14 protein-coding genes are annotated in these 14,766 nt (G+C 47.6%); 4 read left to right on the forward strand and 10 right to left on the reverse strand.

Features of this window, described 5'->3' with window-relative positions:
- Nucleotides 1-10: 10 nt before the first annotated feature.
- On the forward strand, nucleotides 11-1,852 hold the full coding sequence (gene ilvD / locus QMG91_RS18145; RefSeq protein ID WP_281828060.1) for a dihydroxy-acid dehydratase: 1,842 nt from the start codon (nucleotides 11-13) through the stop codon (nucleotides 1,850-1,852).
- A gap of 3 nt (nucleotides 1,853-1,855) precedes the next feature.
- Nucleotides 1,856-3,385, forward strand: a complete 1,530-nt coding sequence (gene ilvA, locus QMG91_RS18150; RefSeq protein ID WP_022608417.1) for a threonine ammonia-lyase, biosynthetic — start codon at nucleotides 1,856-1,858, stop codon at nucleotides 3,383-3,385.
- 42 nt (nucleotides 3,386-3,427) lie between these two features.
- Here the strand turns inward: ilvA and punR are convergent, their stop codons facing one another.
- Nucleotides 3,428-4,336: a DNA-binding transcriptional activator PunR gene (gene punR, locus QMG91_RS18155; protein WP_281828061.1), complete on the reverse strand. Its 909-nt coding sequence runs from the start codon at nucleotides 4,334-4,336 to the stop codon at nucleotides 3,428-3,430.
- 137 nt (nucleotides 4,337-4,473) lie between these two features.
- Here punR and punC point away from each other — a divergent pair, with 137 nt between their 5' ends.
- On the forward strand, nucleotides 4,474-5,682 hold the full coding sequence (gene punC / locus QMG91_RS18160) for a purine nucleoside transporter PunC (protein WP_281828063.1): 1,209 nt from the start codon (nucleotides 4,474-4,476) through the stop codon (nucleotides 5,680-5,682).
- Nucleotides 5,683-5,730: 48 nt separating this feature from the next.
- On the opposite strand, the gene QMG91_RS18165 is transcribed toward punC, so the two are convergent.
- Nucleotides 5,731-6,504 carry a transporter substrate-binding domain-containing protein gene (locus tag QMG91_RS18165; RefSeq protein ID WP_281828065.1) on the reverse strand — a complete coding sequence of 258 codons (774 nt, stop codon included), beginning with the start codon at nucleotides 6,502-6,504 and terminating at the stop codon, nucleotides 5,731-5,733.
- Between the two features lie 109 nt (nucleotides 6,505-6,613).
- Between QMG91_RS18165 and QMG91_RS18170 the strand changes: the two genes are divergently transcribed.
- Nucleotides 6,614-7,351 (forward strand): amino acid ABC transporter permease, encoded by a 738-nt coding sequence (locus QMG91_RS18170; protein WP_409351245.1) that lies wholly within the window; start codon nucleotides 6,614-6,616, stop codon nucleotides 7,349-7,351.
- Nucleotides 7,352-7,437: 86 nt separating this feature from the next.
- On the opposite strand, the gene glmU is transcribed toward QMG91_RS18170, so the two are convergent.
- From glmU to atpE, 8 genes are all read right to left on the reverse strand, one after another.
- Nucleotides 7,438-8,799: a bifunctional UDP-N-acetylglucosamine diphosphorylase/glucosamine-1-phosphate N-acetyltransferase GlmU gene (glmU, locus tag QMG91_RS18175; protein ID WP_281828070.1), complete on the reverse strand. Its 1,362-nt coding sequence runs from the start codon at nucleotides 8,797-8,799 to the stop codon at nucleotides 7,438-7,440.
- Nucleotides 8,800-9,022: 223 nt separating this feature from the next.
- Nucleotides 9,023-9,445, reverse strand: a complete 423-nt coding sequence (locus tag QMG91_RS18180; RefSeq protein ID WP_004400254.1) for a F0F1 ATP synthase subunit epsilon — start codon at nucleotides 9,443-9,445, stop codon at nucleotides 9,023-9,025.
- An 18-nt stretch (nucleotides 9,446-9,463) separates the two neighbouring features.
- Nucleotides 9,464-10,867, reverse strand: coding sequence for a F0F1 ATP synthase subunit beta (gene atpD / locus QMG91_RS18185; protein ID WP_004400253.1), 1,404 nt, complete (start codon nucleotides 10,865-10,867; stop codon nucleotides 9,464-9,466).
- 34 nt (nucleotides 10,868-10,901) lie between these two features.
- The gene (gene atpG / locus QMG91_RS18190; protein WP_004400252.1) at nucleotides 10,902-11,768 is read right to left on the reverse strand and encodes a F0F1 ATP synthase subunit gamma; all 867 of its coding nucleotides are present in this window, start codon (nucleotides 11,766-11,768) and stop codon (nucleotides 10,902-10,904) included.
- A 50-nt stretch (nucleotides 11,769-11,818) separates the two neighbouring features.
- On the reverse strand, nucleotides 11,819-13,360 hold the full coding sequence (gene atpA, locus QMG91_RS18195) for a F0F1 ATP synthase subunit alpha (protein WP_004400250.1): 1,542 nt from the start codon (nucleotides 13,358-13,360) through the stop codon (nucleotides 11,819-11,821).
- 13 nt (nucleotides 13,361-13,373) lie between these two features.
- The gene (gene atpH / locus QMG91_RS18200; protein WP_004400249.1) at nucleotides 13,374-13,907 is read right to left on the reverse strand and encodes a F0F1 ATP synthase subunit delta; all 534 of its coding nucleotides are present in this window, start codon (nucleotides 13,905-13,907) and stop codon (nucleotides 13,374-13,376) included.
- Between the two features lie 15 nt (nucleotides 13,908-13,922).
- Nucleotides 13,923-14,393 (reverse strand): F0F1 ATP synthase subunit B, encoded by a 471-nt coding sequence (gene atpF, locus QMG91_RS18205; protein WP_004400248.1) that lies wholly within the window; start codon nucleotides 14,391-14,393, stop codon nucleotides 13,923-13,925.
- Nucleotides 14,394-14,465: 72 nt separating this feature from the next.
- Nucleotides 14,466-14,723 carry a F0F1 ATP synthase subunit C gene (gene atpE, locus QMG91_RS18210; RefSeq protein WP_004400247.1) on the reverse strand — a complete coding sequence of 86 codons (258 nt, stop codon included), beginning with the start codon at nucleotides 14,721-14,723 and terminating at the stop codon, nucleotides 14,466-14,468.
- Nucleotides 14,724-14,766: the final 43 nt, after the last annotated feature.

The raw sequence follows: 14,766 nt of genomic DNA on the forward strand, positions 1-14,766 counted from the left end.
AAGTAGAACAATGCCAAAATACAGATCCGCCACCACAACCCATGGTCGTAACATGGCTGGCGCACGTGCCTTATGGCGTGCCACTGGCGTAAAAGAAGAAGATTTCGGAAAACCTATCGTTGCGGTAGTTAACTCGTTCACCCAATTTGTTCCAGGTCACGTACACCTCAAAGACATGGGGCAACTGGTGGCAAGGGAAATTGAGAAAGCTGGCGGTATCGCCAAAGAATTCAACACCATTGCCGTTGATGACGGAATCGCAATGGGTCACGGTGGTATGTTGTATTCCCTGCCATCGCGCGACTTGATCGCCGATTCTGTGGAATACATGGTCAACGCGCACTGTGCAGACGCCATGGTATGTATCTCGAACTGTGACAAAATAACTCCGGGAATGCTGATGGCAGCCATGCGCCTCAACATCCCAGTCATTTTTGTGTCTGGCGGACCGATGGAAGCGGGTAAAACAAAGCTATCCGATCAAATCATCAAGCTAGACCTGGTCGACGCCATGATTCAGGGTGCCGATCCAAACGTATCTGATGAACAAAGCCAGCAAATTGAACGTTCTGCTTGCCCAACGTGTGGTTCTTGTTCCGGTATGTTTACCGCAAACTCAATGAACTGTCTGACGGAAGCACTTGGTCTGTCTCAGCCAGGTAATGGCTCAATGCTAGCTACCCACGCTGACCGTGAATCCCTGTTCCTGAATGCGGGTCGTCGCATCGTTGAACTGACCAAACGCTACTATGAGCAGGACGATGAAACGGCTCTGCCTCGCAACATTGCCTCATTTGAAGCGTTCGAAAATGCCATGGCTCTGGATATTGCGATGGGTGGTTCCACCAACACCATCTTGCACTTGCTATCTGCGGCGCAGGAAGGCGAAGTTGATTTCGATATGGAAGACATTGATCGCTTGTCTCGACGCGTACCACACTTATGTAAAGTGGCGCCTTCTACTCAGAAATACCATATGGAAGACGTGCACCGTGCTGGCGGTGTAATGGCGATTCTTGGTGAGCTGAATCGTGCTGGCTTGGTGAACAACCAAACCCGAACGGTACTGGGTCTATCTATGGAAGAGCAGTTAGCGCAATACGACATCATGCAAACTGAAGACGCTGATATTCTTAAATTCTATCGTGCAGGTCCAGCAGGTATTCGTACCACTCAAGCATTTTCTCAGGACTGTCGCTGGGATCGTCTTGATGACGACCGTGAAAACGGCTGTATTCGTACTAAAGAGAATGCATTCAGCCAAGACGGTGGTCTGGCGGTTCTAAAAGGCAACATCGCCCTTGATGGATGTATCGTAAAAACCGCTGGTGTAGACGCAAGCATTTTGAAATTCACTGGTCCTGCTGTGGTATTCGAAAGTCAGGAAACGGCGGTAGAAGGCATCCTAGGTGGCAAGGTAAAAGCTGGCGACGTGGTCGTTATTCGCTACGAAGGACCAAAAGGCGGTCCGGGCATGCAGGAAATGCTGTACCCAACGACTTACCTTAAGTCGATGGGACTAGGCAAAGAGTGTGCTCTGCTTACCGACGGTCGTTTCTCCGGTGGTACTTCTGGTCTTTCTATTGGTCACGCCTCACCTGAAGCGGCAAGCGGTGGCACCATTGGATTGGTGAAACAAGGCGATATCATCGCGATTGATATTCCTAACAGAACCATTTCGTTGGAAGTATCCGAAGAAGAACTGACAGCTCGTCGAGCCAAACAAGACGAACTGGGCTGGAAACCAGAAAATCGTGAGCGTGAAGTTTCCTTTGCACTTAAAGCGTTTGCCAGCCTGGCAACCAGTGCAGACAAGGGCGCCGTCCGCGACAAATCTAAGCTAGAGGGCTAGCTTATGACACTGACCACTCAAACTGGCGCAGAATATCTGCGCCAAATCCTGCGCGCTCCGGTATACGAAGTGGCAATGGTGTCCCCTTTTCAGGAGATGCCACGGCTCTCCGCGCGCATTGGCAACCATATTCAAATCAAACGAGAAGATCGCCAGCCCGTTCACTCGTTTAAACTTCGCGGCGCTTACAACATGGTCGCGAACTTATCTGACGATCAGAAGGCTGCGGGGGTTATTGCGGCATCCGCTGGTAATCATGCCCAGGGTATGGCTCTGTCAGGCTCTAAGCTCGGCATTCAAACCACCATCGTAATGCCCAAAACCACGCCAGACATCAAAGTCGACGCAGTTCGAAGTTTTGGTGGCAATGTGGTTCTTCATGGTAATAACTTTGATGAAGCCAAAGCTGAAGCAGAGCGACTCTCTCTAGAACACGGATATACCTTTGTACCACCCTTCGATCATCCTATGGTGATCGCGGGTCAGGGCACGATTGGTATGGAAATGCTCCAACAAAATGGTCATCTCGATTACATTTTTGTCCCGGTAGGTGGCGGCGGTCTCGCAGCAGGCGTTGCAGTGCTCGTAAAACAACTGATGCCAGAAATCAAAGTAATTGCGGTAGAGCCAGAAGAATCTGCTTGCCTCAAAGCCGCACTGGATGCTGGTGAGCCAGTGGTCTTGGATCAAGTCAGCATGTTTGCTGATGGTGTCGCGGTAAAGCGCATTGGCGAGGAAACCTTCCGCTTGTGTCAGCAATACATCGACGGACACGTTAGCGTTTCAAGTGACGAGATCTGCTCTGCAGTCAAAGACATTTTTGAAGACACTCGTGCGATTGCCGAACCATCTGGTGCGCTGGCGTTAGCTGGGTTGAAAAAGTTTGCCGAGCAGAATGCCTTACAAGGCAAACAGCTTGGAACCGTGTTATCCGGTGCCAACACCAACTTCCACGGCTTGCGCTACGTTTCAGAGCGTTGTGAGTTGGGTGAGAAACGTGAAGGTTTACTGGCGGTGACTATTCCTGAGCGTCAAGGTGCTTTCTTTGAGTTCTGTAACCTGATTGGCGGCAGAGCGGTTACCGAGTTTAACTATCGTTATAACGACGACAAGCTTGCCAACATTTTCGTTGGTCTGCGGCTGCAAGAGGGTCAACAAGAGCTCGACAGTGTCATTCAGGATCTGCGTGATGGCGGGTATCCTGTAGTTGATCTGTCTGACGATGAAATGGCGAAACTGCACGTCCGCTATATGATTGGTGGCAAACCGTCTAAGCCATTGAAAGAACGTTTGTACAGCTTTGAATTCCCGGAATACCCTGGTGCGCTTGTGAAGTTCTTGAGTACACTAGGCACACACTGGAACATCAGCCTGTTCAACTACCGTAACCAAGGCGCGGATTACGGTCGGGTATTGTGTGGCTTTGAACTGGATGAATCGGACTTGTCTCGATTCTCGGCTCACCTAAGGGAACTTGGTTATCAGTGCAAAGACGAGTCGGATAACCCGTCATATCAGTTCTTCCTTTCTTAACGGTAATTCTTAACAAAAAAACGGGGCTTTGCCTCGTTTTTTCTAACTTTCGATCCAATCCCGATAAAGGGTATCTGTGTTCCCTAAGTAGTTGATCATCCAGTCTCTCAACCGATGATCTTCATTTTGACGCCAGACCATACAACATGCACTCATAGGGCTGTTTTCTGAGGTCTCTATTTCTCTTTCTATCAGTTCTCCACGTGCCAAATATCCGCTGGCAATGTGTTTGGGCATATACCCTACCCCGACACCATTTTTCAGACATTCAATAGCACTGAACCAGTTAGGCAATAGAATGCGTCTCTGTTGTCGATAATGCCAGTTGTGCCTTTTCGGCAATACGATAGAAGTATCATCCAAACAAATCGCAAGAAAAGGGCTCACCGTCTCTTCACATAATGATTCAGCCAATACACAAGGATGAGCCGGCGACATCACAAATACCCACTCCAAATCACCCATGGGTCGAATACCAAAATCCCCTCCGACAGGCACGGCAGCTGTCGCACCAAGGACAATATCTGCGCGCTCTTGCGATATGGCTTCCCACGAGCCATTAAACACTTCCATGTTGATTTGCAGCTCGGCAAAATCAAACGTCTGGTAAAAGTCTTCAATCAGGGGCTTCAACTTATCCAGCTTGACCACATTATCCAATGTCAGTTTAAGCGTCTGATGCCAGCCCAGAGCGGCACGTCGGGTTTGCGCTCGCACATCTTCCATCTGGATAAGCATCTGCCTGGCATGCTGGATGAACGTCTCACCCGCAGGGGTTAACTCTACCTTTCTCGGCAATCGACGAAACAGCAATACGCCCATCTCTTGCTCTATCTGCCGAACGCTATAACTGATGGCTGAAGGGACCTTGTGAAGCCGCTCAGCAGCCGCGCTGAAACTGCCCATCCGAGCGACCGTATCCAGCATTTCTAAAGACTGTTTGGAGAACATTTGCTTTCAATTTTTTTGATAGATAACTACAAAATATAGCGCTTATCGTTTGGTATATCCAAAAATAGAATCATTACCTCAATTGGTTTCAAAGAAAAACCATCTTCAATCATACAAATAATTTGAACGGTAAAAAGATGAAAGCGACTAAGTTTCAACTTTTCTATTTAGCCCTCCTCTCGATGTTGGGATTCATCGCAACGGACATGTATTTACCCGCTTTTAAAGCCATGGAACATGACTTTGCAACTGGTCCCGAATCGATCGCAATGTCTCTGTCTGTCTTTTTGGCAGGATTGGCGGCAGGACAATTTCTATGGGGACTGGCGAGCGACAATTACGGTCACAAGCGCACCCTGATTTTTGGGTTAGTGATATTTGGTCTCTCTTCACTGGCACTGGCAGCGTGTACCAGCATTTGGCAATTGCAATTGCTTCGATTTATTCAGGCGTTGGGCGTGTGTGCACCTGCTGTTATCTGGCAAGCAATGGTCATCAAACAGTACGAGGTAAAAGTCAGCCAACAGATTTTTGCTACCATCATGCCGCTAGTGGCTTTGTCTCCTGCTCTGGCCCCTCAACTTGGTGTTGCGTTGTTGAATCTTTCTGGGTGGCGGAGCATTTTTGTCGTTTTGGCCGTGCTGGCTATCATTTTGGTCCTAATCACGTTAAAGCAAGTAGATACTCATACAGAAAAGAAAACCACCAGCATGGGTAAAGACATCAAATCGTTAATGGGTTCACGAATCTATCTTGGCAATGTGATGATGTTCGCCATGGCTTCGGCAGCATTCTTCGCTTATCTGACGGGTATGCCGGAAATCATGGCTAAACTGGGTTACGACGCGAAAGACATTGGTTTCAGCTTTATCCCTCAAACTATCGCGTTTATGGTGGGTGGATATTTGGGCAAACGTTGTGTTGCGAAATACGGCGATGAATTGGTACTGAAACAATTACTGGCGCTGTTCAGTGTGTCTGCATTATTGGTCTTCATGGCGACACAATGGACGTTAACGACCATCTATCCATTGTTAGTACCATTTTGCTTTATTGCCATCGCCAATGGGGCTCTTTACCCTATAGTGGTCAACCGAGCGTTATCCAGTGCCAAACAGAGCCCGGCCACCGCAGCTGGGCTTCAAAATAGCTTACAAATTTGTGTCAGTGGCATCGCCAGTGCTGTGGTTGCTACTTATGCCAGTATGGCGTTGACTATCACTGGGTTTGCGATCCTTGTGTGCTTGATAGGATTGTGGACGGGGTACTTTGTGTCTAACAAGAAAGCAGCGAGGCACTTTACCCTACCAGACAACTCTCGTGTGGTGGCTCAAGAAGAAAAGTAGAAGACAAAAAGAAAGGAGCGCAATGCTCCTTTCTCTCAATCGGCTTACTTACAGGCTTTTCAGCCCCCACTTCTCTGCGGTTTTCTTGAAGAACCCTTGCGTTTTCTTAAGCTCGACCCAGTGATTGACGTAGTTTATCCACACTTGGTCGTCTTGAGGAAGTAGCATAGAAATAGGCGTTGGACGACGAGGCTCTTTCACAGGAACAATAGCCAGTTGCTTGAACTTCTCAACCAAAGTTGCCGCTTCCACATTTGATGTCACCGAAACATCAGCGCGACGTGCCAACAGCTCTTGGAAGTCACGTGCAGGTGCTTCAATCACCACATGCTTAGCGTTCGGGAAAAAGTCTTTCACCATTTTTTCTTGGACTGTGCCCAGTGTCGCAGCGACACGAACATCCGCCTTATCAAAGTCACTCCAGTCAGCGAACTTACCTAGGTCTTTTTTCTGTATCACTGGCACGAATGCTAAGTAGAAATATGGCTGGCTATAGCCCGCTACTTTAGCTCGAGACATATTTAAGGAAGCACTTCCCGTAATGTCGTATTTATTGGCCGTCACACCATTCACCAAAGTTTTCCAGTCAGTCGCGACATACTCGACTTTGACCCCAAGGTCTTTTGCTAACTCTGTCGTGACATCGATGTCAAAACCGCGGTAGCTGTTATCCGCAGGGTTCTTCATTGTCATTGGGTTCCAGTCACCAGTGGTTCCCACACGCAACACTCCGGCGTCTAAAATTTCATGTAAACGGCTGGCAGCCTGGGCTTGAGCAAGCCCCAATAGCAATACGCCAACACTTAATAACCACTTTTTCATTTTAATTCCTTCTTAAATGTTCGAAAAAACAACGTTTTCTCTCGACAACACTGATAACATAGCAACATCTTTGAACATTTTTTAGCGTTTGGTTATAAATATTGTGCGCTTGTCTTCGCTTTTTGTTGCCTTATCCGTTTTCTTGCTCTCAGGATGCAGTGACTACCAATGGGGCTGGTATGTTTTAGACCCAACGACTGAACAGGGTCTCACTAATCTGAAATTCTTAATCGCAGGCTTTGAAGATACGATTTATATCTCTCTGATAAGTATGTTTCTGGCTATGTTGCTGGGTTTGATCGTCGCTTTACCAGCTCTGAGCGAGAAAAAAGCGCTGCGGGCTGTTAACCGAGTCTATGTCGAATCCGTACGCTCTATCCCCGTACTAGTCCTCCTGCTTTGGGTCTATTACGGCTTACCAACTCTTTTAGATGTGTCTCTGGATTACTTTGCAGCAGGCGTCATCGCACTCACTATTGCTGAAAGTGCCTTCATGGCAGAGGTGTTCCGAGGAGGTATTCAGGCAATAGCTCGTGGTCAGCATGAAGCCGCGGAATCACTGGGATTGAATTACTGGCAAAAAATGCGCCTGGTGATTTTGCCGCAAGCTTTCCGGCAGATACTGCCCCCTCTGGGTAATCAGTTTGTCTATATTTTGAAGATGTCTTCTCTGGTGAGTGTGATTGGCTTGAGTGATTTGACAAGGCGAGCCAACGAATTGGTGGTTAATGAGTACTTACCTTTGGAAATCTATACTTTCTTAGTTATCGAGTATTTGATACTGATTTTATTTGTCTCCCAATGTGTTCGCTGGTTGGAAAAGCGAATCGCGATACCAAACAACTAACGCCAAGAAGCTAATACCAAGAAACTAACACTAAGAAAACAAAAAAGGCTGACAATCGTCAGCCTTTTCACTAGATAAAACCGTGATTACTTGTTTTTAACCGGGCGCTGCCAATCTGCAATCTTGCGCTCTTTAGCGCGGGTGATCACCAACTCACTTTCTTCGACGTCTTTGGTCACTGTCGTACCTGCACCAATGGTTGAGCCGTTGGCAACCGTTACTGGGGCAATCAGTTGGCTGTCAGAGCCGACAAATACGTCATCACCAATGATGGTTTTGTGCTTATTTGCACCGTCGTAATTACAGGTAATAGCGCCAGCACCAATATTAGTTCTCTGACCAATTTCCGCATCGCCCAGATAAGTCAGGTGATTAGCTTTTGAGCCCTCACCTAAGCGAGCATTCTTCACTTCAACAAAGTTGCCGACGTGAGCATCGTTACGAAGCTCTGCACCTGGACGTAGACGAGTAAACGGACCAACCGTACACTCTTCACCCACGGTAGCGCCTTCAATCACACTGTATGGACGAACGACTGTATTATCGTCAATTTCACAGTCTTTCAGCACACAGCCAGAGCCAATTACAACGTTATCACCCAAGCTAACGTTACCTTCGATAATAACGTTGGTATCAATCTCGACGTCCATGCCACACTGTAAAGTACCACGTAAGTCAAAACGATTTGGATCACGCAGCATCACCCCTTGTTCAAGCAGCTTCTGTGCATTTGCCTGTTGGTAAGCTCGCTCCAAACGAGCTAGTTGCGCCCTATCGTTCACCCCTTCAACTTCGATTGGACTAACAGGATGAACTGCTTCTACCGCTCGACCTTCATCGTGAGCCGCAGCAATGACGTCTGTCAGGTAGTACTCACCCTGTGCGTTTTCATTCTTCAGGTTGGCAAGCCAACGTTTCAAATCCCCACCCGTCGCTACCATCACGCCAGTGTTGATTTCTTTAATCAGTTTTTGCTCTTCGGTGGCGTCTTTCTGCTCAACAATCGCCACAACAGGTCCATTCTTACGAACAATACGACCGTAGCCCGTTGGGTTGTCCAGAACTACTGTAAGTAATGCAATGCCACCTGTAGGCTGGGCTTCTAGCAGATTTTCAATAGTCTCAGAAGAAATCAGCGGAACGTCGCCATACAATACCAGCACTTTTTCATCGTCAGCAAATTCTGGAGAAGCCTGATTCACCGCATGCCCGGTACCTAGCTGCTGCGCTTGCAGAACCCAATTCACAGGTTCCTCAGCTAATACCGTTTTCATCTGGTCACCGCCGTGACCGTACACTAAGTGAATGTTTTGAGCGCCCAACCCTGAACAAGTGTCAATCACGTGTTTCGCCATGGGTTTGCCAGCTAAGGTATGCAGAACTTTCGGCTTATTAGAATACATGCGAGTGCCTTTACCCGCTGCGAGGATAACCGCGCTGAACTTCATATATTGTGGTTCCTGAGACGTTGTTGTTAAGTGCTAGATTTTAGCGTGAATTTCACTGTCTGTTAAAGAAATGGCACGAATTTAATGCAAAAGGATGGTTAAGTTTAAGAAAAGTGACGAGAGCCTATTCAACCAGTAGAGCCAAATTGCTCAAAAAATAATGAAGTAAGCGACAGAAAAAACAAAGGCGACCCTAAGGTCGCCTTAATCGCTGCGCTAATGGTTAGCGTATTTTTTTGGTCAGTTCGATAACTCGAAGCTGAGCAATGGCTTTAGCCAGCTCACTGGCCGCTTGCGCGAAGTCCATATCGCCGTGCTGATTATGAATACTCTCCTCAGCTTTGCGTTTGGCTTCTTCTGCCTTAGCCGCGTCTAGATCTTCACCACGAATCGCTGTATCAGCCAGTACAGTCGCTGTACCAGGCTGAACTTCGATAAGACCACCAGAGACATAAATAACCTCTTCGTGTCCGTGCTGTTTCACAACGCGTACCATACCAGGCGTGATAGCGGTCAGCAGCGGTGTATGCCCAGGATAAATACCCAGCTCACCTTCGCTACCGGTCACCTGAAATGTTTCAACAAGACCAGAGAACAGTTTTTTCTCTGCGCTTACTACATCCAGATGAAAGGTCATTGCTGCCATATCGCCTCCTAATTAGCCTTATAGCTTCTTCGCATTCTCGATAGCATCGTCGATAGTACCGCAGTACATGAACGCTTGCTCTGGAATGTCATCGTACTCACCAGACAACAGACCTTTGAAACCGCGTAGAGTTTCTTTAAGAGGTACGTAAATACCTGGGTCGCCTGTAAATACTTCTGCTACGTGGTAAGGCTGAGTTAGGAAACGCTCAATCTTACGCGCACGAGATACGATTTGCTTATCTTCTTCAGAAAGCTCATCCATACCTAGGATAGCGATGATGTCTTTCAGCTCTTTATAGCGCTGAAGTGTAGACTGTACGCCACGTGCAATGTCGTAGTGCTCCTGACCAACAACCAATGGATCAAGCTGACGAGATGTCGAATCCAATGGGTCAATCGCTGGGTATAGACCCATAGCTGCGATGTTACGGTTAAGTACAACCGTTGCATCCAAGTGAGCAAACGTTGTTGCTGGAGATGGGTCAGTCAAGTCATCCGCAGGTACGTATACCGCCTGAACAGAGGTGATAGAACCTTGTTTCGTTGACGTGATACGCTCCTGAAGTACACCCATTTCTTCTGCAAGTGTTGGCTGGTAACCTACCGCAGATGGCATACGACCTAGAAGTGCCGATACCTCTGTACCTGCTAGTGTGTAACGGTAGATGTTATCGACGAACAGTAGAACGTCACGACCTTCGTCACGGAAACGCTCTGCCATTGTCAGACCAGTCAGTGCAACACGTAGACGGTTACCTGGTGGCTCGTTCATCTGACCGTAAACCATTGCTACCTTAGATTCTTCAGGATTCTCAACGTTTACAACGCCCGCTTCCTGCATCTCGTGGTAGAAGTCGTTACCTTCACGAGTACGCTCACCAACACCAGCGAATACTGATAGACCAGAGTGCTGAAGTGCGATGTTGTTGATAAGTTCCATCATGTTAACGGTCTTACCTACACCTGCACCACCAAACAGACCGATTTTACCACCCTTAGCGAATGGGCAAACCAAGTCGATTACTTTAACACCTGTCTCTAGTAGAGCTGTTTCGTTAGATTGCTCTTCGTAACTTGGTGCTTCGCGGTGAATTGCGTAGTGCTCTTCAGCACCGATCTCACCACACTCATCAATCGCGTCACCTAGAACGTTCATGATACGACCAAGAGTCTTAGTACCTACTGGTACTGAGATTGGAGCGCCAGTGTTTTCCACTGTCAGTCCACGACGTAAACCATCAGAGCTACCCATTACGATTGCGCGAACTACGCCACCGCCTAGCTGCTGCTGAACTTCAAGAACGAGACGCTCTTTCGCTTCAACAACATTCAGAGCATCGTATACACTTGGTACTTCGCTCTGTGGGAACTCTACGTCGACTACCGCACCGATGATCTGTACGATCTTACCTGTAGCCATCGTTAATCCTCTAACTTATTAGTTTTACCTATGCTTAAACCGCGGCAGCACCACCAACGATTTCCGACAGTTCTTGCGTGATAGCCGCTTGACGCGCCTTGTTGTACACAAGTTCCAGATCTTCAATCAGGTTGGTTGCGTTATCCGTTGCAGCTTTCATTGCGATCATTCGAGCCGCTTGCTCACAAGCAAGGTTCTCGACCACGCCTTGGTATACCTGAGATTCGACGTAACGAACCAATAGGGTATCCAGCAGTGGTTTTGGCTCAGGCTCATAAATGTAGTCCCAAGCATGTTCGCGCTGCATCTCTTCGCTGTCCGATTTAGGCAGAGGCAGTAATTGATCGATCGTTGGTTCTTGTACCATAGTGTTCACAAAGTGGTTGTACACTACGTACAGACGATCCAACTCGCCTTCATCATATTTCTTCAGCATAACGCTTACGGAACCGATCAAGTCTTCAAGGCTTGGGCTATCGCCAAGACCTGATACCTGAGCTGCTACCTTTGCGCCGCTGTTGTTAAAGAACGCCGTTGCTTTTGAGCCGATAACAGCCAATTCAACTTCTGCGCCTTTTTCAGACCATGATTTCATGTCCAGTACGGCTTTCTTGAACAGGTTAATGTTCAAACCACCACACAGACCACGGTCAGTCGAAACGATGATGTAACCAACACGTTTGGCTTCACGTTCCTCAAGATAAGGATGCTTATACTCAAGGCTACCGTTTGCCACATGACCGATCACTTTACGCATTGTTTCAGCGTATGGACGAGAAGCTTCACGCGCGTCTTGTGAACGTCGCATTTTAGAAGCTGCTACCATTTCCATCGCTTTCGTAATTTTCTGAGTGCTCTTCACACTACCGATTTTATTACGTATCTCTTTTGCGCCGGCCATCGTATTACTCTCCGTTTATGGTAATGGGTGACCGTAAGGTCACCGACCAATTACCAAGTTTGGGTTGCTTTGAAATCGTCCGCTAGCTTCTTAAGCTGCGCTTCGATGTCGTTGTTGTAAGCACCCGTTGCATCGATCTCTTTAACAAGATCAGCGTATTGACTGCGAGCATACGACAGTAGAGCTGATTCGAAATCAGCCAGCTTTTCGATCGCGATATCTTCAAGATAGCCACGCTCTGCCGCAAAGATTACTAGTGCCTGGTCAAATACTGACATTGGAGCGTATTGCTTCTGCTTCATCAGTTCAGTTACTTTTTGACCATGGTCTAGCTGCTTCTTAGTCGCATCATCAAGGTCAGACGAGAACTGTGCGAATGCCGCTAGTTCACGGTACTGTGCTAGAGCGGTACGGATACCACCAGACAGTTTCTTGATGATTTTAGTCTGCGCTGAACCACCTACACGAGATACTGAGATACCTGGGTCAACCGCTGGACGTACGCCTGCGTTGAACAGTTCAGTTTGTAGGAAGATCTGACCATCGGTAATCGAGATTACGTTTGTCGGTACGAATGCAGATACGTCACCCGCTTGCGTTTCGATGATAGGAAGAGCGGTCAAAGAACCAGTCTTACCTTTCACTTCACCGTTAGTGAACTTCTCTACGTACTCTTCGCTTACACGAGCTGCACGCTCTAGTAGACGTGAGTGAAGGTAGAAAACATCACCAGGGAACGCTTCACGACCCGGTGGACGCTTAAGCAATAGAGAGATTTGACGGTAAGCGACAGCTTGCTTAGATAGATCATCGTAAACAATCAGTGCGTCTTCACCGCGATCGCGGAAGTATTCACCCATCGCACAACCAGCGTATGGTGCTAGGTATTGTAGCGCCGCTGATTCAGAAGCCGATGCAACAACAACGATAGTGTTGGAAAGTGCGCCGTGCTCTTCTAGTTTGCGAACTACGTTAGCGATAGTCGATGCTTTCTGACCGATTGCTACGTAGATAGAGAAAATACCTGAATCTTTCTGGTTAATGATCGAGTCAATCGCCATCGCTGTTTTACCAGTCTGACGGTCACCGATGACAAGTTCACGCTGACCACGACCGATTGGGATCATTGAGTCAACAGATTTGTAACCAGTTTGTACAGGTTGATCAACCGATTTACGGTCGATTACGCCTGGTGCGATAACTTCTACAGGAGAAGAAAGTTTCGCTTCAATTGGACCTTTACCATCAATTGGCTCACCAAGTGTGTTTACAACACGACCTAGCAATTCAGGACCAACTGGTACTTCAAGAATACGACCAGTACCTGTTACTTTCATGCCTTCCTTAAGGTCGGCATATGGGCCCATTACTACCGCACCAACCGAGTCACGCTCAAGGTTAAGTGCCAGTGCATAACGGCCACCCGGTAATTCAATCATTTCACCTTGCATCACGTCCGCTAGGCCGTGAATGCGAATGATACCATCGCTTACCGATACGATAGTACCTTCGTTACGAGCTTCACTAACAACGTTGAAAGATTCAATACGCTGTTTGATCAGTTCGCTAATTTCCGTGGAATTAAGTTGCATGCTCCAATCCCCATCAAGACTGCAATGCATCGCTCAGGCGGTTCAAACGTCCACGCGCTGAGTTATCAATGACTAGGTCTCCGGCTCGAATTATAACCCCACCAAGTAGGGTCTCTTCTATGCTGCAATTCAGCTTTACTTTGCGCTCTAGGCGTTTTTCCAGTTTGCTGCTGATGTCTGCAAGTTGCTGTTCAGAAAGCTCGGTTGCTGAAGTGACTTCAACTTCGATTTCTTTCTCATGCTCGCGTTTAAGAGCAAAGTAACCTTCACACACTTCAGGCAGAGCCTTAAGTCGGCCATTTTCAGCCAGCACCTTAATCAGGTTTTGGCCATATTCATCAAACTGTTCGCCGCAAATCGCGATAAAAAGCTCAGAAAGCTTTTCAGCTGTCATTGACCCGTCTAGCAAGTCAGCAACATCGTCATTTTTTGCGACTTCCGCTGCGAAAGTGAGCATCTGTCCCCATTGGTCCAGCGCATCTTTCTCAACAGCAAAGTCAAAAGCTGCTTTAGCATAGGGGCGTGCGATTGTAGTCAAATCAGACATATGCTGCCCCTTGCATCAAAGTTTTGCAGTAATGTTGTCGAGAATATCTTTGTGCGCATCAGCATCAATAGAGCGCTCCAGAATTTTCTCGGCACCAACTACAGCCAGAGTAGCAACTTGTTTGCGCAGTTCATCGCGCGCACGGTTGCGTTCCGCTTCAACTTCTGCTTCCGCTTGGTTCAGAATCTTTTGGCGTTCTGCCAAAGCATCTTCACGAGCTTCATCAAGAATTTGAGACTTACGCTTGTTCGCTTGGTCGATGATCTCAGTTGCTGTGCGCTTAGCTTCTTTCAATTGATCAGAAGCATTGGCTTGCGCTAGATCCAAGTCTTTCGCAGCACGTTCCGCCGCGTGTAGACCGTCAGAAATTTTCTTCTGACGCTCTTCGATCGCCTGCATAATTGGCGGCCATACATACTTCATGCAGAACCACACAAACAGTGCGAACGAGATTGCTTGACCTAGCAGAGTTGCGTTCATATTCACAACAGCTACCCCTCTTTATTGGACTTAGTGTTAATCAGTGACAAGCCAGAGCCTGTCGCTCATTACCTATGATTAACCAGCTAGTTGACCAACGAATGGGTTTGCGAATGTGAATAGTAGAGCGATTACGATACCGATCATTGGAACCGCATCCAGAAGACCTGCGATGATGAACATCTTAACTTGAAGCATTGGTGCCATTTCAGGCTGACGTGCTGCACCTTCAAGGAATTTACCACCCAGAATTGCGAAGCCTACCGCAGTACCAACTGCACACAGACCTACGATGATTGCTACTGCGATTGCTGAGAAGCTTAATACAGTTTCCATTACTATCTCCAATATATAGCGATTAACTTAAACTAAATAAGAA

Source organism: Vibrio nigripulchritudo, assembly GCF_027924785.1.
In the GTDB taxonomy this organism is placed as follows: Bacteria; Pseudomonadota; Gammaproteobacteria; order Enterobacterales; family Vibrionaceae; genus Vibrio; species Vibrio nigripulchritudo.